Consider the following 21,948-nt stretch of genomic DNA (forward strand, 5'->3'; position numbering starts at 1 on the left):
GGGCAGAACGTCAATGCCTACCGTGGCGCGATGACCGGCAACGGCCAGGTCCAGCCCGGTGAAGAAGCAGCCGATCTGGCGCTGCTGATCGAATACATCGCCGAGGTCCCGGGCATCGAACGCATCCGCTACACCACCTCGCATCCGCGCGAGGTGACGCAGCGGCTGATTGATGTCTATGCCACGGTGCCGAAGCTGGTCTCGCACCTTCACCTGCCGGTGCAGTCGGGTTCCGACCGTGTCCTGGCAGCGATGAAGCGCGGCTATACGGCGCTCGAGTACAAGAGTCTGGTGCGCAAACTGCGGGCGGCGCGTCCGGATCTGTCGCTGTCCTCAGACTTCATCGTCGGTTTTCCGGGCGAGACGGCCGAAGATTTCGAGAAGACGATGAAGCTGATCGACGATCTCGGCTTCGACGCGTCGTTCTCGTTCATCTACAGCGCGCGTCCCGGCACACCGGCCGCCGAACTCGCCGACGACACGCCGCCAGCGGTCAAACTCGAACGCCTGCAGCGCCTTCAGCAGCGCATCGATGGACTGGCGCAGGCAGTCTCGCTGGCGATGGTCGGGACCATCCAGCGGGTGCTGGTCGAAGGCGTTTCGCGGAAAGACAAGAACGAACTCGCGGGACGTACCGACAACAACCGGGTGGTCAACTTCGCGGCCGAATCGACCGATACCGCGCCCTGGCTCGATCGCTTCGTCGATGTGCGCATCAGTTCGGCGATGCCGCATTCGCTGCGCGGCGAAATGGTCGGCCAAAGCGCATGAACACGAAGACACCAGTGGTGAAAAACCGGGCCATCGAGCTGTTGCTGTCGCCGGTCAATAACCGGCATCTGGCCAACCTGTGTGGCTCTCTCGACGAAAATCTACGCCAGATCGAAACCGCTCTCGACGTCTCGATTTCCCGCCGCGGCGAGCGCTTCACGCTGCGCGGGGAGGTGGCGCAGACGACGCGCGCTTCCGAGGCCCTGCAGCAATTCTACGGACAAGCCAAGGACGCCTTGTCGGTCGACGAAATCCAGCTCGGATTGATCGAGATCCTCAACCGGCCGGTGCGCAAGCTGTCGTCCGGCGGCGGCCTCTCGCCTTCCTTGATGACCCGCAAGACCGAACTGCACGGCCGCACGCCACGGCAGATCGAATACCTCAAGCACATCCAGGAACACGACATTACCTTCGGCACCGGCCCGGCCGGTACCGGCAAGACCTACCTCGCTGTCGCTTCGGCGGTCGACGCCTTCGAACGCGAACTGGTACAGCGCATCGTGCTTACCCGGCCGGCGGTCGAGGCCGGCGAACGCCTCGGCTTCCTGCCCGGCGACCTGACGCAAAAGGTTGATCCCTATCTGCGGCCGCTCTACGATGCGCTCTACGACCTGATGGGCTTCGAGCGCGTCGGCAAGCTGTTCGAGCGTGGCTCGATCGAGATCGCGCCGCTGGCCTATATGCGTGGCCGCACCCTGAACCACGCCTTCATCATCCTCGACGAAGCGCAGAACACCACGCCCGAACAAATGAAGATGTTCCTGACGCGAATCGGCATCGGCGCCAAAGCGGTGGTTACCGGCGACGTCACCCAAATCGACCTGCAGCGTGGCCAGAAAAGCGGCCTGATCGAAGCGCGCGTGATCCTCAAGGACGTTCGCGGCATCGCCTTCACCGAGTTCCTCAAGGAAGATGTCGTACGCCACCCGCTGGTGGCGCGCATCGTCTCGGCCTACGAAGCGCATACCGCGGCGCTCGAAGCACGCGACGCCAAAGCGAGTGCCCGCCAGCATGCCGAAAACAACTGAAGCGCTGGAGGTCGGCGTGCAGTACGCCTGCAAACACAAGGACCTCCCCGGCAAAGGGCAGGTCCGCGCCTGGGTGCGTGCCGCGATCGCCGCGGTCGGTGAGCGTTCCGGACAAATCACCGTCTGTTTCGTCGCGGCCGGCGAAGGACGGCGACTGAACCGGGAGTACCGCAGCAAGGACGATGCGACCAACGTCCTGTCCTTCCCCTATGAGCTGGAACCGCTGCTCTGTGGCGATTTGGTACTCTGCGCGCCGGTGGTGGCGCGCGAAGCCGCTGAGCAGGGCAAATCGCTGGAAGCGCATTACGCGCATCTGATTGTTCATGGCGCACTGCATTTGCAGGCCTACGACCATGAAGCGGGCGAGGAACAGGCGGCCGAGATGGAACACCTCGAACGAAAAATCCTGGCCACCTTGGGATATCCCGATCCGTATCAGGACGAGGACTGATACGTCAGCGGCGGTGAGCGCTCGCCGGGCACCGCTTCATCGCCGCTGACGCCTCAATCCTCAAAGCTTACGATGGCCAAACCCAGCACCACTCCGGGCTTTTTCGAACGCCTCTCTTCCCTTCTCCTGCGTGAGCCCGAAGACCGCGAGCAACTGATGAAGTTGCTGCAGTCGGCGCACCAGCGCAAGCTCCTTGATGCCGATGCCCTCAGCATCACCGAAGGCGCGCTCGCCGCTTCCGAAATCACCGCGCGCGAGGTGATGGTGCCGCGCCCACTGATGGAGGTGGTCGATATCGGGGATTCACTGGAGACCATCATCGCCCAGGTGAATCGCACGGCACACTCGCGCTTTCCGGTCGTCGAGGGCAATCGCGACAAGGTGATCGGCATCCTGCTAGCCAAGGATTTGCTACGCGTGCAGCGCGAAGTTGGTTTTGATCTGCGCGACTGGGTGCGCCCGGCGGTGTTCATCTCGGAATTCAAGCGCCTCGATGGCTTGCTGCGCGAGTTCCGCGTCTCGCGCAATCACATGGCGATGGTCATCGACGAATACGCCGGCATTGCCGGTCTGATCACCATCGAGGATGTGCTCGAGCAGATCGTCGGCGAGATCGAGGATGAGTACGACTTTGACGAGGCTGACGGCAACATCGAACTCGATCACAGCGGTCTCTACCGGGTCAAGGCGCATACCGCTGTGGCGGACTTCAATGCCGCCTTCGGAACGTGCTTCAGTGACGACCGGTGCGCGACGGTCGGCGGCCTGCTCCTGCGCGAACTGGGCCGCGTGCCACTGTTCAACGAAACCATCGCCATCGACGGCACGAACTTCCAGATCTTGCGCGCCGACAGTCAGCGGATCTATACCCTGCTGGTCTCCGGACCGCCAGATGCCGGCGACCCACAGTAGCGCGCTCGGCTGGCGCTGCCTCGCTGCGCTGCTGATCGGCGCCGCGGGGGTTCTGGCTTTCGCACCGTTCGGCTGGTTTCCGCTCAACTGGCTAACCCTCGGCGGATTCTACGCCCTGCTCAGCGCCGAGGCAGACGGTACGCGGCGCGCTCGCCACGGCGCCCTCCTCGGTGCCGCTTTTGCCTTCGGCCTGTTCGTCGCCGGCGCATCCTGGGTCTACGTCAGCCTCAGCGTCTTTGGTGGCATGCCGGCCTGGCTGGCAGGCCTGGCCACCGTTCTCTTCTGCGTCGTATTGACCCTCTTCCCGGCGCTGGCAGGCGCGCTGTTCGTCCGCCTGGCGGCAGCGGGCGCCCTCGCCCGGGCGCTACTCTTCGCCAGCCTGTGGACAGTCGGCGAGTGGGCACGCTCCTGGGTTTTCACCGGCTTTCCGTGGCTCGCCGCCGGCTACTCGCAAGTCCCGTCAAGTCCGCTCGCCGGCTATGCGCCAGTGCTCGGCGTCTACGGTGTTTCGTTGTCTTCGGCCCTGGCGGGCGCGCTGCTGTTCCAGCTAGCCAAACGCTGGCGCTGGCCACCGGCCAACAGCGCGGGCGGCCAGCGACGCTGGTTGGCGGCTCAACCGCTACTGGCCATCGCCCTGATCCTCGCCGGCGGCGCCCTGCTGCGCGAAGTGCGCTGGACGCAAGCCACAGGCGAACCACTGACCGTGGCACTGCTCCAGGGCAACGTGGCCCAGGAGATGAAATGGCGGCCTGAACGCTTCGCCGATTCGCTGCGCACCTACTACCGGCTGGCGCAGGAGAATCCTGCGCGACTTACGGTGCTGCCCGAAACCGCCCTGCCCGCTTTTCTCGAGCAGATCCCCGCCGAATATCTTGACGAACTGCGAAAGCTCGCCCTTCGCCAGCAAGGCGACCTGCTGCTCGGCATCGCGGTCGCCGACGGCAAGCGCTATTTCAATGCGGCGGTGACGCTCGGCGCGTCGCCAGCGCAGCGCTACAGCAAGCGACACCTGGTTCCTTTTGGCGAGTTCGTGCCGCCCGGCTTTGCCTGGTTCATGGCCATGGCCAACATCCCGATGTCCGATTTCACTGCCGGCTCGCCACGGCAGCCACCGCTCCAGCTGGCCGGCCAGCAGGTCGCCGTGAACATCTGCTACGAGGACGCTTTTGGCGAGGAGATCATCGGCGCCCTGCCCGCCGCCACGCTACTGGTCAATATCTCCAACGTCGCCTGGTTCGGCGACTCTCTGGCCCCCGCGCAACACCTGCAGATCGCCCAGATGCGCGCGCTGGAAAGCGGCCGCATGATGCTGCGGGCGACCAACACCGGCATGACGGCGATCATCGCTGTCGACGGCCGCGTACGCTCGGTGCTGCCGCCGTTCACCCGCGGCGCACTGGTCGACGAAGTGCAAGCCTATGCGGGGGCAACGCCATTCGTGCGCTGGGGTAACTGGCCAGCCATCGCTGTCGCCCTGCTGCTGATCGTGCTGGCGACGAGACGCCCACCGGCCCGGCCGACTGTCTGAGCCGGCCAACGCCGCAAACCGGGTTGAAGGCGGTTCTTGTGCAGCCAGAAACCAAGTAAAATTGCGCATTCTGCTTCGATCCGAAATTCTCCCATGCCCACGTTTCAGCAAGTCATTCTGCGTCTCCAGGAGTTCTGGGACAAACAGGGCTGCGCGCTGCTGCAGCCCTACGACATCGAAGTCGGTGCCGGCACCTTTCATACCGCGACCTTTCTGGGAGCGATCGGCCCGGAACCATGGAACGCCGCCTACGTGCAACCGTCGCGCCGCCCCAAGGACGGTCGCTACGGCGAGAACCCGAACCGCCTGCAGCATTACTACCAGTACCAGGTGGTACTGAAGCCGTCACCCGCCAACATCCAGGAGCTGTACCTTGAATCGCTGCGCGCGCTCGGCATCGATACCGCCAAGCACGACATCCGCTTTGTCGAGGATGACTGGGAAAGCCCGACCCTGGGCGCCTGGGGACTCGGCTGGGAAGTGTGGCTGGACGGCATGGAAGTGACCCAGTTCACCTATTTCCAGGAAGTCGGCTCCCTGCCCTGCAAACCGGTACTCGGCGAAATCACCTACGGCCTCGAACGACTGGCGATGTATCTGCAAGGGGTGGAGAACGTCTTCGACCTGATCTGGGCTGAAGGACCGGGCTACCGCGTGACCTATGGTGACGTCTTTCACCAGAACGAAGTCGAGCAGTCGACCTACAACTTCGAACAGGCCAATGTCGAGCTGCTGTTCCGCCATTTTGGCGAACACGAATCCGAAGCCCTGCGTCTGATCGCTGCCGGGCTGCCGCTACCGGGCTACGAGATGGTGATGAAGTGCTCGCATACCTTCAATCTGCTCGACGCGCGCGGCGCCATCTCGGTCACTGAACGGGCGGCTTATATTGGCCGGGTCCGCGCCCTGGCGCGCGCCGTCGCACAAGCGTATTACGACTCCCGCCAAGCCCTGGGTTTCCCGATGTGCAAGGCCAGCGCCAGCCGCGAGGGGCAATGAGATGAACGATACCCTCCTGATCGAACTGCGCACCGAAGAGCTGCCGCCGAAATCGCTCAAGCAGCTCTCCGAGGCCTTTGCCGACGCCGTGTTCACCGCCCTCAAGGGACAGCAGTTCACGGCTGCCGACAGCGTTTGCACGCCATACGCCACCCCGCGCCGACTGGCGTTGACCCTCTCCGCTGTCGCCCGGCTCCAGCCCGACCGTGTGCTGGAGCGCAAGGGGCCGGCCGTCGCCGGTGCGCTCGACGCGGCTGGCAAGCCGACCAAGGCGCTGGAAGGCTTCATGCGCTCCGCCGGTGTCAGTTTCGAACAATTGCACAAGACGACGGACGGCAAGGGTGAGTACTTCGTCGCCCGTCTGGAGAAAAAGGGCGAGCAACTCGATGTCCATCTTGCCGAGATCGTCGCCCAGGCGCTGCGCAAGCTACCGATCCCCAAGCTAATGCGCTGGGGCGATTCCGAACACCAGTTCGTTCGCCCGGTGCATGGCCTGATCCTGCTGCACGGTGAGCACGTCATCCCCGGCGAGGTGCTGGGACTGCGCAGTGACCGGATTACCCTCGGTCACCGCTTCCTGTCGGCCGGCGAAATCGTCGTCGGCGACGCCAGCGAATATGCTGAAAAGCTGACCGCGAGCAAGGTCATCGCCTCGTTCCCGGCCAGGCGCGCGGCGATCGCTGCGCAGCTCGAGGCCGCCGCCGCCACACTCGACGCCCGCATCAATCCGTCCGACGGACTGCTCGACGAGGTCACGGCGCTGGTCGAATGGCCGGCAGTCTATGCCGGTGAGTTCGAGGCCGAGTACCTCGAAGTCCCGCAGGAGTGCCTGATCCTGACCATGCAGCAGAACCAGAAGTATTTCCCGCTGCTCGATGCCGGTGGCAAGCTGCTCAACCGGTTCCTGATCGTTTCCAACATGCAGGTCGACGATCCCAGCCAAATCATCCGCGGCAACGAGCGCGTCGTTCGCCCACGCCTGGCGGACGCCCGGTTTTTCTACAATCAGGACCGCAAGAACGCTTTCAGCACGCGCGCCTCGCGCCTCGGCGCGGTGGTCTATCACAACAAACTCGGCTCCTTGGGCGACCGCGCGCAGCGCCTCGGCCGCATCGCGCGCGGCATCGCCGAACGGCTCGGCGCCGACGGTAAGCTCGCCGAAGACGCCGGCCTGCTGGCCAAGGTCGACCTGCTGACCGACATGGTCGGCGAGTTTCCCGAGTTGCAGGGGATCATGGGCCGCTACTATCTGCTCCATGAAGGCCAACCGCCGGAGCTGGCCGACGCCGTCGAACAACACTACCGGCCGCGCTTTGCCGGCGACGCCCTGCCGGCAGGCAACATAGCCTGTGCCGCCGCGCTGGCCGACAAACTCGATGCACTGGTCGGTTTCTTCGGCATCGGGCAACTGCCGACCGGCGACAAGGATCCCTTCGCCCTGCGCCGCGCCGCCCTCGGTGTGCTGCGCATCCTGATGGAAACGCCGCTGCCGCTTGATCTGGCGGAACTGATCAGCGACGCGACCAAGGCGCTGAGCACGCAAGGGATTTCGCTCGAGCCGGTCGATCAGCCCTTGCTGGCATTCATGCTTGACCGCCTGCGCGGCATGCTCAGGGATGCCGGCCATTCGGTGGACGTCGTCGAGGCGGTGCTTGTTCAGCAACCGACGCGGATTGATCTGGTTCCTGCCAGACTGGCGGCGGTGCGCGAGTTTTTGACGCTGCCCGAAGCACAGGCTCTGGCCGCCGCCAACAAGCGGATCGGCAACATCCTGAAGAAGGCCGACGCGAACCTGCCCGAGCCGGACGTGGCATTGCTTGAGGAAGACGCCGAGAAGGCGCTGTTCGAGCGCGTGCTGCTGATCGCACCACTGGTCAAGTCGCACGTCGCCAACGAGGACTACGCCGATGCGCTGAAAGTACTCGCCTCGGTACGCGCCGAGGTCGACCGCTTCTTCGAAGAGGTGATGGTCAACGTTCCTGAACCGCTGCTGCGCGGCAACCGCCTTGGCCTCCTGAAGACCCTCTTCGAGCAGCTCAACGCGGTCGCCGACATTGCGAAACTCGCGCTATGAAACTCGTCATTCTCGACCGCGACGGCGTCATCAACTACGACTCGAAGCAATTCATCAAGTCACCGGCAGAGTGGCGGCCGATCCCGGGTAGCGTCGAGGCGATCGCCCGGCTCAATCAGGCTGGCTACCGCGTAGTACTGGCCACTAACCAGTCCGGGGTGGGGCGCGGCCTGTTCGACATGGATACGCTGAATGCGATCCACGACAAGATGCACCGTGCCGTGCAGGCTGCCGGCGGGCGCATCGACGCCATCTTCTACTGTCCGCACCCGGTCGACGCGCACTGCACCTGCCGCAAGCCCAAGACCGGCATGTTCGATCGCATTGCCAACTGCTTCAACGTCGACCTGGCGGGAGTACCAGCAGTCGGCGACACCCTGCGCGATCTGCTCGCCGCCGCCGCAGTTGGCGCCCAGCCGCTGCTGGTATTGACCGGCCTGGGCGCGCAAACGGTCGAAGCAGGCGGCCTGCCCGAGGGCACTCTGGTCTTCCCTGATCTCGCTGCAGTTGCCGACCACATCCTGCTTTCCTGATGGTCGCTCTACGGTCCACGCTGTTCCTGCTGCTGGTCAGCCTGTGGACGATACCTTTCGGCATTCTCGTTTCGCTGGCGGTGCTGCTGCCGATAGCTGTGCGCTACCGGATCATCGCGCTCTGGCGAGCCGGATTCATGGCCCTCTGCCGCTGCGTCCTCGGTATCCGCTATCGGGTGATCGGCCGCGAGAACATCCCCGCCGAGCCTTCGGTAGTTCTCGCCAAGCACCAGTCGGCGTGGGAAACGGTCGGCCTGCAGGAAGTCTTTCCGCCGCTCGTCTTCGTGCTCAAGAAAGAGTTGCTGCGGCTACCGTTCTTTGGCTGGGGCCTGGCGGCGTTGAAGATGATCTCGATCAACCGTGCCGCCGCCAAGGATGCGCTCAAGCAAATATTCGATCAGGGACGCGATCGCCTGTCCGCCGGCTATTGGGTGGTAATTTTCCCTGAAGGGACCCGCGTCGCGCCGGGTCAGACCTGTCGTTACAAGCCGGGGGGCGCTCACCTTGCCGTTCGTGTTGGGGCACGGGTGGTACCGGTGGCGCACGATGCCGGCGAAATCTGGGGACGAAACGCCTTCCAGATTCGCCCCGGCCTGATCACGGTCAGCGTCGGACCAGCGATCGACACGGCCGACAAATCGGCGGCCAAGATCAACGCCCTGGCTGCCGCCTGGATAGAGGAGGAAATGCGTCGCCTCTCGCCGCACCGCTACCCGCCACTTACCGATGCCGTGGCTGCCTGAGGCATGGCGGCTGGCTGAGCGCCCACCAGCGTCCGCCGAAACTTCACGGACCATCGAGCTCGGCGAGCGCACCATCCCCTACGTTCTGCGGCGAGCTCGCCGCAAGACCATCGGGCTGTCGATCGATCATCGCGGCCTGCGCGTCGGCGCCCCACCCCGCGCCTCGCTGCGCGATGTCGAGGCGCTGCTGGTGCAGCATGGCGAATGGATCGGCAGGAAGCTCGACGAGTGGTCTCGCCGCAGCGCTCCCGAAGCGCTGCGCATCACCGACGGACTGGTCCTGCCGGTGCTCGGCGGCCCGCTCAGAATCCGCCTGGCCCTCGGCGCCAATCGCTGCGTATGGAACCTGCAGGCGGCCGAACCAGCGCTTACCCTGTGCCTACGCTCACCGGCAGACGCGCCTCGCGTACTCGAGAAGACGCTGCGCGAAAAGGCGCGTGAGCTGTTCGGAGAGCGTCTTGCCCATTACGCACCGCAACTCGGCGTCGAACCACCGACGCTGTCGCTGTCGGCCGCCCGCACCCGCTGGGGAAGCTGCAGCCTGCGCAGCGGTATTCGTCTGAATTGGCGGCTGATCCATTTCCCGCTGGCGGTGGTCGATTACGTGGTGGCGCACGAGTTGGCTCATCTGCGCGAGATGAATCACAGCCCGCGCTTCTGGGCGATCGTGGCGCGGCTATACCCCGATCACCGGGCCACGCGCCAGGAACTGAAACGACTCGCGGCCAATTGCCCACGCTGGTAGAAACCCGCTTCGCCGGCAGACGCGTCAGATAGAGCGCTGCCAGCCCAAGAGCTTCGTCGCCTCGGCTAACCGGTGACGGTGCCCTATCGCTCGGACGTAGGTGCGCCGCTTCTCCCGGACTTACGAGGCGGGCCAGACCTGCTCCTGGTTGCTCACTGCCTTGCGGGCATACAGGCAGTAATCCATGTCGCTGTTGAAAATGTGGCCGACCGTCAGGCCCAGGACGTAGTTCTGGAAAGCCAAACCCGGCTCTCCGGCGATAGTGCCGGATTCCGACTTGTGGAGGCGATCGAGGATGACCTGAAGTTCCTCGAGCATCAGCTGGTGTTCGGCCTGATGCGCAACGAGCCCCGGATAACCGATCTCCGCCAGCAGCTGTTCCTCGTATCGGAAATGGGCTTTCAGGACCTTGTTGAGCTTCTCGGCGAGCGCCCTGAGTTCGCCGAGATCACCCCGATCCTGCCAGATGTGCGCGATTTCAAGCGCGAGATCGAAAATGGCCTCGTGCTGGGCATCGATCTGCGGTTGGTGGACCTTGAGGTGGTCGCCCCACGAGATCAGTTGTTTGAGGGAAAACTCGGAAAGGTTGTGAAGACCCGATACCGGAGCCAACTTCATGGTGTTTCTCCTTTCGCCTTCGCAGGGTGTACTCTTGCGATTAGTACACCACGACTGCTCTGGTTATAGGTGCTCAGCCGATTTTGTCAAGCAACAACGATTGCGTGCCTACGCGTGATGTGTTGCGACTGCAGGATATGCCGGGAGAGCGGACTGCCCGAGCCAGATGCCGAAGCATCGGTATCGCCACAGCGTCTGATAGCGATTGGTGGCGGCCGTGCAGCCGCCGTGCAGCCTGCTTCTGCGGCCATTATTCGCACCAGTCGTGGCGCATGAACTGGCGAATCCCTGCTGAACGAGCCTTGGCCCGTGCTTCTGGTGTATCGTCACGTGGCCACGCCGCCATCCCACTGACTGCGCGCAGCACTGAATCTGCGCGCAGCCAATTGCCCACCCTGTTGAGGAGAAAGCATGAGAATTCTGCATACGATGCTGCGCGTTGGCGATCTCGATCGCTCGCTGGCTTTCTACACCGAGGTCCTCGGCATGCGCCAGTTGCGTCGCCAGGATTACCCCGGCGGTCGCTTTACCCTGGCCTTTGTCGGCTTCGGCTCGGAGTCCGAAGGGGCGGTCATCGAGCTGACCCATAACTGGGATACGCCATCCTATGACCTGGGCAACGGCTTTGGCCACATTGCCGTCGAAGTCGCCGACGCCTACGCCGCCTGCGAGCAGATCAAGGCGCGCGGCGGCAAGGTCGTTCGCGAAGCGGGTCCGATGAAACACGGCACGACGGTAATCGCTTTCGTCGACGATCCGGATGGCTACAAGATCGAGCTGATCCAGAAGAAGACGGCCTAAAGCGATGACTTTCCCCGGTTTCTTCGCCGCAGTACCGACCATCGCCGTGCGCGATCACCTGGCCGAGTTTCTTGGGGCTGCCGAGGGCGGGTTGATCGAGTACGGCTACGCCGGCGCCGTCAAACTGGCCGCTCATTCCTGCCCGACCGTCGCCGGCAGCTATCTCCTCTGCAGCCGCGTCCTGAAGGCACTCTATCCCGAACAGATTCCCTTGCGCGGCGAGATACGCGTGTCGTCGCCGCCGTCGTCGGGCTGCTGACCGGCGCTGCCGGGGTTGGTGGTTTCAAGGGGCTGGCGGGGCGTTTCTCGCGGCGCGAGCTGCTTCGCTTCGGCGTCGACCTGCCGGGCGAGGTCTGCTTCACCCGCCAGGACAGTGGACAGCGTGTCACCGCGTCGCTGCACCTGGGCCATGTGCCGCCCGACCCACGCCTCGGATCCTTGCTGCAGAGGCAACTGGCCGGCAACGACGATCGCCAAGAGTCGGCCCTGTTCGCCATGCTCTGGCAAGATCGCGTGCGGCGAATCCTTATCGAGCACTTCACCGATCCCCGCCTGGTCAGTTTCACGTAAGAGAGCAATTGCAGAATCCGGCCGTGACCGATCCGCTCACGCTCGGCCGGCAGCGGCTTACGCTGCCCGAGCAGTGGCAAGGAGACACCCATGCTCGATGAAGCACGCAAGTTTGCCCTGGCTGCGCACGGCAAGCAACGCTATGGCAGTCGACCCTACTCCGTTCACCTCGACGCGGTAGTCAGGCTCCTGTACCCGTACGGCATCGACGCGCAGGTGATCGGCTATCTCCATGACGTCGTCGAAGACACCGAGGTCAGCGACGACGATATCCGGAATTGCTTCGGACAACTGGTTGCCGACTGTGTCGCCCTGCTCACTGACTCTCCCGGCGCCAGCCGCGCCGAGCGCAAGGCAGCGACCTACGCCCGGCTCGCCAGTGTCACGGGTGCCGTCGAGCTGGCGCTGGTGGTGAAGGCCGCCGACCGCCTGGCCAACGTCAGGACCTGTGCGTTCGACGACCAGCGAGGCCTGATGCAGGTCTATCGCAGCGAGCACCCCACGTTCAGACGCGCCGCCTACCGCGAGGGACTCTGTGAACCTTTGTGGGTGGAACTGGATGCCTTGCTGACGGTAACGGCATCCGCGGCAGCGGCTGACCAGGGCTGAGCAACGGCCCGAATGTCCGAACAGGATTCGCTTGCCGGCCATCGCCGCTTCCGACCTGGTCGGGCAAGGCGCGACGCCAGCGAGGGCTGCCGTTGACCACGGACGGCGCCCCGACCTCGCGCATCACCATCGACAGGAAATTCAAAACGTGTTCGAAATTCAGAACTACGCCAGCTTCATCGCCGCCATCGTCGTCTTCCAGCTGATTCCAGGGCCGGGTACGCTGGCCATTGTCAACGCCACCGCGCGCAATGGCGTGCTGGCCGGTCTGGGCGCAGTAATCGGCACGCTGCTCGGCGATTTGGTCTATATGGTCGCGGCCCTCGCCGGGCTGGCGGCAGTTATGAATGCCCACCCCGCTCTCTTCCAGGCCTTGCAGTGGTTTGGCGCAGCCTATCTCGGTTGGATCGGTCTGCAGTTGCTGCTCAGACCAGTCGCCAGTAGCAGCGCCGGGCAAGCAACAAGACAAAGCGCCTGGGTGTACTTCCGCCAGGCATTCGCCGTGAGCCTCACCAACCCGAAAGTGATGCTCTTCTTCGTCGCCTTCTTTCCGCTCTTCCTGCGTGCCGATGCCTCGGCGCCGACCCTCGCCGCGATGATGCTGCACGTGACCCTGCTCAGCCTTCTCTACCAGACAGGTTTGGTACTTGCTGGCAACCTGGTAGCGCGCAAACTGTCGGCTCTGCCCCTGGCACGTACGCTGGCAACGCGCCTGGCGGGCATCGCACTGCTCGCTTTCGGGATCAAGCTGGCGCTGAACAATCGCTGACCCTGACGGATCCGGGCCGACCCGGTCGTACCGCCAGCAAACCACCGTCAGGCAGCAAAAATCGGGGCGCTACGCCGCCCGCGCTGGCCGCCGAGCCCCGGATCGGGCGCGCGAAGCGGTCACACGGCTGCTCCCTGAGGTACAATATCGCCCCTTTGCAACCCAATGATTTTGCCGAGGATTCTGAGTGCTCGTTGCCAACAATGTCACCATGCAGTTCGGGGCCAAACCCCTTTTTGAAAATGTCTCGGTCAAGTTCGGCGAGGGCTATCGCTACGGGCTGATCGGAGCCAATGGCTCCGGCAAGTCGACCTTCATGAAGATTCTCGACGGCGAACTTGAGCCCACCGCGGGCAACGTCTCGAAGGACGCTCACGAACGCATGGCCTACCTTCGCCAGGATCAGTTTGCCTTCGAACAGCAACGCGTCATCGACGTGGTGATGATGGGCCATGAGCAGATGTGGGCCTGTATGGTCGAGAAGGACGCCATCTACGCCAATCCGGAAGCGAGCGAGGCCGACTACCTGCACGCGGCCGAACTGGAAGGTCGCTTTGCCGAATACGACGGCTACACCGCCGAGGCGCGCGCTGGCGAACTGCTGCTCGGCGTCGGCATTCCGGCGGAACAGCACTTCGGGCCGATGAGTGACGTCGCACCGGGCTGGAAACTTCGGGTGCTGCTGATTCAGGCGCTATTCGCCGACCCCGACATCCTGCTGCTTGACGAGCCGACCAACAACCTCGACATCGGCACCATCCGCTGGCTGGAAGACGTGATCAACGAGCGCAACAGCACGATGGTCATCATTTCCCACGACCGACACTTCCTCAACCAGGTGTGCACCCACATGGCCGACCTGGACTACGGCAAGATCACCGTCTATCCGGGCAATTACGACGATTTCATGGAAGCTTCGACGCAGGCGCGTGAGCGGCAACAAAACGCCAACAGCAAGGCCAGGGAAAGGATCGCCGACCTGCAGAACTTCGTTCGCCGCTTTTCGGCCAACGCCTCCAAGGCCAAGCAGGCCACCTCCCGCGTCAAGCTGATCGAGAAACTCAAGCCGGAGGACGTCAAGCCTTCGTCACGCCAGTATCCGTGGATCCGCTTCGAGTACGACGAGCGTGAAAAACTGCACCGCCAGGCTGTCGAGATCGAAAGCCTGAGCTTCGGCTACCCGGGAGCCGCTAGCCGGCTGTTCAACAAGCTTGATCTGACCATCAACGGCGGCGATCGCCTGGCCATCATTGGCGAAAACGGTGCCGGCAAAACGACCTTGTTGAAGCTGCTGATGGGCGAGCTGCAACCCCAGAGCGGCAGTATCAAGTGGGCGGAGAAAGCTCGGCTCGGATACTACGCCCAGGACCACGCCGGCGATTTCAACAGCAACACCAGCCTGACCGACTGGATCTCCGGCTACGCGCGCGCCAGCGCCGATGACGGCGATGACCTCGAGACGCTGATCCGCGGCACCCTCGGACGCCTCCTTTTCTCGGGCAGCGAAGTAGGCAAGGCAGTGAACGTGATCTCCGGCGGCGAGCAGGGCCGGATGATTTTCGGCAAGCTGATGCTGATGAAGCCGAACGTGCTGGTGATGGACGAGCCGACCAACCACCTCGACATGGAGTCAATCGAGTCGCTGAATACCTCGCTCGAAAAGTTCAAGGGCACGCTGATCTTCGTCTCCCACGACCGCGAGTTCGTCTCCTCGCTGGCGACGCGGATCCTGGAGATCCGCCTCGACGGCCGGCTGGTCAACTATCTCGGCAGCTACGAAGAGTACCTGGCCAGCCAGGGCCTCGCCTGACGCCGCGATCCAGCCTGCGGCCAGCCCGACTTCGCTCGATCGGCCGGCGGCCTGCAGCCAACCGCGCCGGTGCCTTCTGCAGCGACGGCGCGGCGGGCCGGCGAATCAGCTCGCCCGGTGGCGGCAAAGCCAGCCGCCAGATCAGTTGACCGGAACGGGAGTTTCCTTGCGCCCTTCTCTGGCCGCCTTTTCTGCCGCGCGCTCCGCATCTTTCCGAGCCCGCCGCTCAAGCTTGGCTTGCCTTTTGGCCTGCTCGGCAGCCGCGTTGGCACGCCCTTGTTCCGCTTTCCTGGCTTTGTCGGCCAGCTTTCGCTCGCGTTCAGCGGTCTTCGCCACCTGCTCCGCGCGGTACAGCTTGGCGCTTTCCGCCTCCTCCGCCTCGCGCCGAACCCGATCCGCCGCCCGCTGAGCGTCCTCGGCCTCGACTTCGTGCCTCCTTGCTTCACGCTCGAAATCGCGAGCCGGTTGATCAAGCTTGCGGGCCTCGATGAGCGACGCCGTACGGCGCTTTTTGGCGGCAACCAGGCAATCGCTGACCAGGAACTTGCCGTAGCACTCGTTCTGCTCGAACTCGTAGCGACGCTCGGCTTCATCGCTCATCGCTGCAGCCCTTTCCCGTTGTGCGAGGGCCTCCTCCAGCGTTTGCGGAACTGGTGGCGAGGGCGGCGGCGTATCAGCCCACGCCGCGCCACTGATCCACAAGGTGACAAGCAGCAAATGGCCGGTGCGCATGCAGTTCCCTTTCCTGTCGACAATACGGTTGGTTCAATCATTTCGCCGCGGCCGGCGGGCAGGCCTAGGCCAACCGCTGGTCTACTATAAACGACACCTGCTGCCGGACGTCAGCGGAACGAGAACTGGTCTGCTCGGCAAGCGGATCGTTCGGCTTCTCAGCGCTTCTGATAGCGGCAAGGATCGGCCAGTAGCACCTCTTCACCGCCATCGGTCTGCGTTTTTCGCCGGGAGTATTTGGTAGAATCACGTTTTTTCGCCAAACCTTCGATTTTGGGAGCCTGCCGTGCAAATCGTCTGCCTTGACCTTGAAGGCGTACTCGTCCCCGAAATCTGGATCGAATTCGCCGCTCGCACCGGCATACCGGAGCTTCGCCGCACCACCCGCGACGAGCCCAACTATGACAAATTGATGAGCTACCGGCTGGCCATCCTGGCGGAGAACAAACTTGGACTCCCCGACATCCAGAAGGTCATCGCCGAGATGGGGCCGCTCGATGGAGCCCGTGCTTTCGTCGATGGGCTGCGCGAGGACTATCAGCTGATCATTTTGTCCGACACCTTCTACGAGTTCGCGCACCCGCTGATGCGCCAACTCGGCTGGCCCACGCTGTTTTGTCACAGCCTCGAAACCAACGCCGATGGCATGGTGGTGCAATACCGGCTGCGCATGCCGGACCAGAAACGTGAGGCGGTGCAACGTCTCAAGGAACTCAGGTTCACGGTCGTCGCCGCAGGTGACTCGTACAACGACACGGCGATGCTCGGCGAAGCGCACGCCGGCATTCTTTTTCGCCCGCCAGAGAAGGTGGTCGACGAGTTCCCGCAGTATCCGGTGACGCAGTCCTACGCTGATCTGCGCGCAGAGATCGACAAGGCCTTTGCCGCAGTCGCGGTGACCTGAGAGTTAGCGCGAAATGCAGCCAAAACGCTTCTATACCCTGTCCGGATCCTGCCCGGACCAGGTCGGCATCATCGCCCGCGTTTCGAGTTTCATCGCCCAGCACGGCGGATGGATTCTCGAATCGAGCTATCACGCTGATGACGGCAACAGCGACAACGGCAGTCGCTACTTCATGCGCATGCAGGTGAAAGCTGATTCGCTGCCTTTTCACCTGGCCGAGTTTCGCGAGCGCTTCGCGCCGCTGGCGAACGAGCTGTCAATGGACTGGAAAATCAGCGATTCGGCGGTCAAGCGGCGGGTCGTGCTGATGGTCAGCAAACAGGAGCACTGCCTGTACGACCTGCTGGCACGCTGGCAGTCGAAGGAGCTCGACATCGAGATCCCTTGCGTCATCTCGAATCATGACAACTTCAAGGCCTTCGTCGAATGGCACGGCATCCGCTTTCACCACGTTCCGGTAAACCCGGATAACAAGGAAGCTGCGCACGCCGAAATCCGGCGCATCTACGACGAGGTCAAGGGCGATACGATGGTCCTCGCTCGCTACATGCAGATTCTGCCGCCCGACCTCTGCGAGCGCTACCCCGGACAGATCATCAACATCCATCACTCGTTTCTGCCCAGCTTCGTTGGCGCCCGACCCTACCATCAAGCCTACCAGCGTGGTGTCAAGCTGATCGGCGCCACCTGCCACTACGTCACCAGGGAGCTTGACCAGGGGCCAATCGTCGAACAGGACGTGATCCGCATTGACCATTCCGACTCGGTCGAAGACATGGTGCGCTACGGCAAGGATATCGAGAAGGCGGTACTGGCGCGCGGACTGCGCTACCACCTGGAAGACCGCGTGCTGTTACACGCCAACAAGACGGTGATTTTCCGCTGAGCCCTGCCAACGCCGGCCCGGTTCACCTTGAAGTCCCGTACGCTCCGCTGGCACTCGACAATCGACTGGAGTTACCCCCCGCATGATCACCCTCAAGGGCATCACGCTGCGCCGCGGCGCCAGGGTGTTGCTTGACAACACCTCGGTGACCATCAACACCGGCGAAAGAGTCGGCCTGATCGGTCGCAACGGTGCCGGCAAGTCGACCCTCTTCGCGCTGCTCGACGGCAGCCTGCACGAAGACGCTGGCGAGTTCTTCCGACCGGCCCAGTGGCGCCTCGCGCAAGTGCTGCAGGAAATGCCGGAAACAGCCCAAAGTGCAACCGACTTCGTGATCACCGGCGACACCGCCTTGCTCGCCGCCCAGGAGGAAGTGCGCCTGGCCGAAGAGAGCGGCGATGGCGACGAGCTGGCACACGCCTACATGGCGTTGCACGATGCTGGAGCACACGACGCGCAGGCGCGCGCGCAGGCGCTGATTCTTGGCCTCGGCTTCAAGACCACCGAATTGAACAACCCGGTAGACAGCTTCTCCGGTGGCTGGCGGATGCGGCTGCAGCTGGCACGGGCGCTGATGTGTCCGTCAGATCTGTTGCTGCTCGACGAGCCGACCAACCACCTCGATCTGGATGCGCTGGTGTGGCTGGAGAGCTGGCTTAAACGCTACGAAGGCACGATGCTGGTGATCAGTCACGACCGGGAGTTTCTCGACGCGATTTGTACGGTGACGCTGCACCTCGACAACGCGCAGTTAACGCGTTATGGCGGCAACTACAGCGTTTTCGAAGAAACCCGCGCCCAGCAGCTCGAGCTGCAACAAAACGCCTACGTCAAGCAACAGGACAAGATCGCCCACCTGCAGAGCTTCATTACGCGCTTCAAGGCCAAGGCGACCAAAGCCAAGCAGGCGCAAAGCCGGGTCAAGGCGCTGGAGAGGATCGAACGACTGGCGCCGGTGCTGGCCAATGCCGAGTTCAGCTTCGAGTTCAAGGAGGCCGCCAACCTGCCCAACCCGATGCTGATCATGGACGATGCCTTTTTCGGCTATCCGGCACCGCTAGACGCAGCACCCGGCACGCCGCCGACAGTGATCGTCCGCAAGGTCACGCGATCGGTGCTGGCGGGCCAGCGCATCGGCATCCTCGGCGCCAACGGACAGGGCAAATCGACGCTGGTCAAGACGATTGCCCGCGTTTTGAGCTGCACCGGCGGCACGATCAGCGAAGGAAAAGGCCTGCACATCGGCTACTTCGCACAGCAGGAGCTTGACGTCCTGCGCCCGGACGAAACGCCGCTGGAACACATGGTTCGCATGGCCAAGGAGGGTTTACCGAGCGGACAGAGCGGCCGTGAGCAGGATCTGCGCAGCTTCCTCGGCACCTTCAACTTCAGCGGCGACATGGTCAAGCAGACTGTCGGCACGATGAGCGGTGGCGAAAAAGCACGTCTGGTGCTATGCATGATCGTCTGGCAGCGGCCCAATCTGCTGCTGCTCGACGAACCGACCAACCACCTGGACCTCGCCACCCGTGAGGCGCTGTCGCTGGCGCTCAACGAATTCGAGGGAACGGTGATGCTGGTCAGCCACGACCGCTCGCTGCTCCGCTCGGTGTGCGACGAGTTCTGGCTGGTCACCCGCGGCGGCATCGAGGACTTCACCGGTGATCTCGATGACTACCAGCGCTACCTCCTCGACGAGGCGCGACGCAATCGCGAAAACCTGAAGGAGTCGAGCAGGAAGGCCAGGCAGCCCGCCAAAGGCGATACGCCGGCTGGCAGCACCGGCAAGAAATCTCCCGGAAACGTGAAAGCGCTGGCACGGGACCAGGGAAAGGTCGAGCAGGCGCTGCTCGATCTCCAGAAGGAGCAGCACTCTCTTGAGATCCGCTTGTCAACTTCCCTGTCCGCGCCGGATCTGGCCGACGTCGGAAGAAGAATGAACGAAATTACCGAGGAACTGGCCAAACTGGAAGACCGGTGGCTGGCCCTTTCCGACCAGATCGATACCACCACCAGTCCGGCCATCTGATGAGAGCGTCGGGGGCGTGCTGTTGAGCAGATGGAGCAAGTATGAAATTTGAGTTGGCGCAGTGGTCGCCCGAAATCCTGGTGGGACTGCCAAATATCGATGCACAGCATCGACAGTTGTTTGACCTGGCCGCGACTTTCGCCGGCGATGGCGACCAGATCCGGGTACTGAAATCACTGGCGATGTTGACCGAGTACGTCAAGGTGCATTTGCGCGAAGAGGAGCAGATGATGGCCGCTTGCCAATACCCTGGCCTCGAGGCACATCGCCAACTGCACGCGGAGTTCCGCAGGATGCTGTTCACGCTGCTCGAGAACGCCAAGAAGATGACACTCGACGAGATCGCCGACGAGGTGAAATTCCTGATCAACGGCTGGTTTTACAACCACATCCTGGTCGCCGACTTCGATTACGTACCAAGCGTCAAAGCAGCAGCCGCGCCGCAAGCGGACGAATGACCGCCGGCAGAAGGCTGCAAGTCGCCCGACTCCGTGATATCCGTCACCTCGTGGGCGCCCACATAGCGATAGCATCTCCTTCCCCAAGCGCCTCGCCAGGCTCGCCATCGAACCGCCAAGGCCGATCACGGCAGGGTGTCGGCTCGCCTTGCACGCTTTCCCCCGAATTGCTCAGGGCGAACGCCAATGAAGTTTCTCCAGTTCCTTTCCCTGCGGCAGATGCTCACCATGCCGTATGTCGTCCTGGTCGTGGCACTGGCAGCCGCCATTGGCGGCTTGTCGTATTCGGCCGGCCGGGTCGCCGTCGACACCTTGTCGAACCAGTTGCTATCGGAGACGGTGTACCGCATCGCCCAGGCCGCCGAGCGGCATGTATTCGGCGCCAGCGCCGTTCTCGAGACGGCATTTCCAAACGGCGTCGCCGCCCCGGAGAACATCAAGGATGACCTTGCCAATTTGCGCACGCGCTTCTGGCTGGCAACATCGGTCCATCGTGATCCGAACAATTACGCCTATTACGGCAGTCGCACTGGACAGTTTTTCGGTCTCTGGCGTCATTCGGAGACGGATGCCGAGTTGCGACTGCGCACCAGGGGCGAGGGCCCGCGCACCATTTATCGCTTCTCCGGAATAGATGGCGAACTGAAGGATGGCCTACGCGAAACGCGGATCTTCGAGCCGCGCGAGCGTCCGTGGTTCACGTCCGGCAAGAGTGCTCTTTCTTCGAACACCTGGACCTCGGTGTACATTGACTTCAAGACCGAGGAACTGGTGGCCACGCGAGCCAGACGGGTAAACAACGCCCAGGGGGAATTCCAGGGCGTTGTCGCTACCGACCTTTCGCTGCAAGGGGTCAACGATTTTCTCAGCTCACTGCGACTCAGCGCGAACGGTATTGCCTATGTGGTCGAGACCGATGGCAACCTGATTGGCACCTCACGTGGCCCACATCTGCACAAGGACAACGCCGGTGGCAACGTGCGGCTCAACGCCGAAGCCAGTGACGATCAACTGGTGGTCGCCAGCTACCGCGCCATCCGCAAGCTGCTGCGCCATTCGGCCGAACCATCGCAACCGCAGACCGCACTGTTCGAAGCCGCTGATGGCGAGCCGGTCGAAGCCGCGTACGCGCGCATCCAGGATGCCGCCGGCCTCGACTGGATTATCGTCGTGGCGGTACCGCGCAGCGACTTCCTCTTCCGGGTCACCGAGAACTTCAAGCGTACGGTGGTGGTCGCCCTGCTGGCGTGCCTGATGACCATGGTCATCGGCTTCATGGTCCTCTCGGTCGTCGCCCGCGACCTCAAGCAACTGGCCATCGCGGCACGCAAGGTCGGCAACGGTGATCTGAACGCGGCTTTCGATGTCACCCGCAGAGATGAAATCGGCGACCTTGCCAAGAGCTTCCGGACCATGCAGACACAGCTACTGAGCGACCGCCTGACCGGGCTGGCCAACCGCGAGGCCTTCCTGCGACGTGTTGATGAGCGCCTGGCCCAGCAGGACGGGCACCCGGAGCCACGCCCATTCGCCATCCTGTTCATTGACCTCAACGATTTCAAACACATCAATGACAGCTTCGGCCACGATGTCGGCGACAAGGTGCTGCAGGAGATGGCGCAACGCATGCTCAGCGGACTGCGTAGCCGGGATCTGGTAGCACGATACGCCGGCGATGAGTTCGTCGTCATGCTGGATGCAGTGAACAATCGACAAGACGCCGAGAGTGCCCGCAGCAATATCGAGCAGCTGCTCGCGCTACCCCTACAGTCGATCGACCCCATGGCACTGGCGGCGACGGCGGGCGCTTCGGTCGGCCTGGCGATGTACCCCGAGGATGGCGAGGACGTCGAGTCCCTGGTCAAGCGTTCAGATGCCGACATGTACCGGCGGAAACAACCCGGCCCTGGGGAATGAGACCAGCCTTCGAGCCCACTCGCATGATCGGGCGAGGCTGCGAGCCCGGCAGGAATCCAGC

Annotated in this window: 21 protein-coding genes and 1 pseudogene; 20 read left to right on the top strand and 2 right to left on the bottom strand. The window is 63.2% G+C overall.

Going from position 1 to position 21,948, the window contains the following annotated elements:
• The 10 genes and pseudogenes from RUW20_RS09005 to RUW20_RS09050 all read left to right on the top strand — a co-directional run.
• On the top strand, positions 1–771 hold a 771-nt coding region (locus tag RUW20_RS09005; RefSeq protein ID WP_313951864.1), incomplete at its 5' end, for a MiaB/RimO family radical SAM methylthiotransferase.
• On the top strand, positions 768–1,799 hold the full coding sequence (locus RUW20_RS09010) for a PhoH family protein (protein ID WP_313951865.1): 1,032 nt from the start codon (positions 768–770) through the stop codon (positions 1,797–1,799). The genes RUW20_RS09005 and RUW20_RS09010, both read left to right, overlap by 4 nt.
• Positions 1,783–2,250 carry an rRNA maturation RNase YbeY gene (gene ybeY / locus RUW20_RS09015; RefSeq protein ID WP_313951866.1) on the top strand — a complete coding sequence of 156 codons (468 nt, stop codon included), beginning with the start codon at positions 1,783–1,785 and terminating at the stop codon, positions 2,248–2,250. The genes RUW20_RS09010 and ybeY overlap by 17 nt, the downstream gene beginning before the upstream one ends.
• Before the next feature lie 72 nt (positions 2,251–2,322).
• Positions 2,323–3,162, top strand: a complete 840-nt coding sequence (locus RUW20_RS09020; protein WP_313951867.1) for a transporter associated domain-containing protein — start codon at positions 2,323–2,325, stop codon at positions 3,160–3,162.
• Positions 3,143–4,690 (top strand): apolipoprotein N-acyltransferase, encoded by a 1,548-nt coding sequence (lnt, locus tag RUW20_RS09025; RefSeq protein WP_313951868.1) that lies wholly within the window; start codon positions 3,143–3,145, stop codon positions 4,688–4,690. The genes RUW20_RS09020 and lnt overlap by 20 nt, the downstream gene beginning before the upstream one ends.
• Positions 4,691–4,783: 93 nt before the next feature.
• Positions 4,784–5,689 (top strand): glycine--tRNA ligase subunit alpha, encoded by a 906-nt coding sequence (gene glyQ / locus RUW20_RS09030; RefSeq protein ID WP_313951869.1) that lies wholly within the window; start codon positions 4,784–4,786, stop codon positions 5,687–5,689.
• Between the two features lies 1 nt (position 5,690).
• Positions 5,691–7,763 (top strand): glycine--tRNA ligase subunit beta, encoded by a 2,073-nt coding sequence (gene glyS, locus RUW20_RS09035; protein WP_313951870.1) that lies wholly within the window; start codon positions 5,691–5,693, stop codon positions 7,761–7,763.
• Positions 7,739–8,257 (top strand): annotated as a pseudogene (gene gmhB / locus RUW20_RS09040) (D-glycero-beta-D-manno-heptose 1,7-bisphosphate 7-phosphatase); the annotation flags it as partial. The gene glyS and the pseudogene gmhB, both read left to right, overlap by 25 nt.
• A gap of 38 nt (positions 8,258–8,295) precedes the next feature.
• Positions 8,296–9,039 carry a lysophospholipid acyltransferase family protein gene (locus RUW20_RS09045; RefSeq protein ID WP_313951872.1) on the top strand — a complete coding sequence of 248 codons (744 nt, stop codon included), beginning with the start codon at positions 8,296–8,298 and terminating at the stop codon, positions 9,037–9,039.
• Positions 9,023–9,784 carry a SprT family zinc-dependent metalloprotease gene (locus tag RUW20_RS09050; protein ID WP_313951873.1) on the top strand — a complete coding sequence of 254 codons (762 nt, stop codon included), beginning with the start codon at positions 9,023–9,025 and terminating at the stop codon, positions 9,782–9,784. Before RUW20_RS09045 ends, RUW20_RS09050 begins: the two co-directional genes overlap by 17 nt.
• Before the next feature lie 120 nt (positions 9,785–9,904).
• On the opposite strand, the gene RUW20_RS09055 is transcribed toward RUW20_RS09050, so the two are convergent.
• Positions 9,905–10,402, bottom strand: a complete 498-nt coding sequence (locus tag RUW20_RS09055; protein ID WP_313951874.1) for a hemerythrin family protein — start codon at positions 10,400–10,402, stop codon at positions 9,905–9,907.
• Positions 10,403–10,813: 411 nt separating this feature from the next.
• On the opposite strand from RUW20_RS09055, the gene gloA reads away from it, so the two are divergent.
• The 5 genes from gloA to RUW20_RS09080 all read left to right on the top strand — a co-directional run bounded on the left by gloA (position 10,814) and on the right by RUW20_RS09080 (position 14,961).
• Entirely contained in the window at positions 10,814–11,203 is a 390-nt protein-coding gene (gene gloA, locus RUW20_RS09060; protein WP_313951875.1) for a lactoylglutathione lyase, read from the top strand.
• Positions 11,204–11,207: 4 nt separating this feature from the next.
• Entirely contained in the window at positions 11,208–11,462 is a 255-nt protein-coding gene (locus RUW20_RS09065; protein ID WP_313951876.1) for a hypothetical protein, read from the top strand.
• A 401-nt stretch (positions 11,463–11,863) separates the two neighbouring features.
• Entirely contained in the window at positions 11,864–12,382 is a 519-nt protein-coding gene (locus RUW20_RS09070) for an HD domain-containing protein (protein ID WP_313951877.1), read from the top strand.
• A gap of 148 nt (positions 12,383–12,530) precedes the next feature.
• Positions 12,531–13,151 carry a LysE family translocator gene (locus tag RUW20_RS09075; RefSeq protein WP_313951878.1) on the top strand — a complete coding sequence of 207 codons (621 nt, stop codon included), beginning with the start codon at positions 12,531–12,533 and terminating at the stop codon, positions 13,149–13,151.
• 187 nt (positions 13,152–13,338) lie between these two features.
• Positions 13,339–14,961, top strand: a complete 1,623-nt coding sequence (locus tag RUW20_RS09080; RefSeq protein WP_313951879.1) for an ABC-F family ATPase — start codon at positions 13,339–13,341, stop codon at positions 14,959–14,961.
• Positions 14,962–15,102: 141 nt separating this feature from the next.
• Here RUW20_RS09080 and RUW20_RS09085 read toward each other — a convergent pair whose 3' ends face one another.
• The gene (locus tag RUW20_RS09085; RefSeq protein WP_313951880.1) at positions 15,103–15,693 is read right to left on the bottom strand and encodes a hypothetical protein; all 591 of its coding nucleotides are present in this window, start codon (positions 15,691–15,693) and stop codon (positions 15,103–15,105) included.
• Positions 15,694–15,979: 286 nt separating this feature from the next.
• Between RUW20_RS09085 and thrH the strand changes: the two genes are divergently transcribed.
• The 5 genes from thrH to RUW20_RS09110 all read left to right on the top strand — a co-directional run bounded on the left by thrH (position 15,980) and on the right by RUW20_RS09110 (position 21,887).
• A complete protein-coding gene (thrH, locus tag RUW20_RS09090; RefSeq protein ID WP_313951881.1) occupies positions 15,980–16,597 on the top strand; it encodes a bifunctional phosphoserine phosphatase/homoserine phosphotransferase ThrH in 618 nt (205 codons plus the stop codon).
• A gap of 13 nt (positions 16,598–16,610) precedes the next feature.
• Entirely contained in the window at positions 16,611–17,483 is an 873-nt protein-coding gene (gene purU / locus RUW20_RS09095) for a formyltetrahydrofolate deformylase (protein WP_313951882.1), read from the top strand.
• Positions 17,484–17,565: 82 nt separating this feature from the next.
• On the top strand, positions 17,566–19,512 hold the full coding sequence (locus RUW20_RS09100; RefSeq protein ID WP_313951883.1) for an ABC-F family ATP-binding cassette domain-containing protein: 1,947 nt from the start codon (positions 17,566–17,568) through the stop codon (positions 19,510–19,512).
• A 41-nt stretch (positions 19,513–19,553) separates the two neighbouring features.
• Positions 19,554–19,970 (top strand): hemerythrin family protein, encoded by a 417-nt coding sequence (locus tag RUW20_RS09105; protein ID WP_313951884.1) that lies wholly within the window; start codon positions 19,554–19,556, stop codon positions 19,968–19,970.
• Positions 19,971–20,156: 186 nt separating this feature from the next.
• Positions 20,157–21,887, top strand: a complete 1,731-nt coding sequence (locus RUW20_RS09110) for a diguanylate cyclase domain-containing protein (protein ID WP_313951885.1) — start codon at positions 20,157–20,159, stop codon at positions 21,885–21,887.
• Positions 21,888–21,948 lie beyond the last annotated feature (61 nt).

The sequence above is a fragment of the Accumulibacter sp. genome, from assembly GCF_032229525.1.
GTDB lineage: Bacteria > Pseudomonadota > Gammaproteobacteria > Burkholderiales > Rhodocyclaceae > Accumulibacter.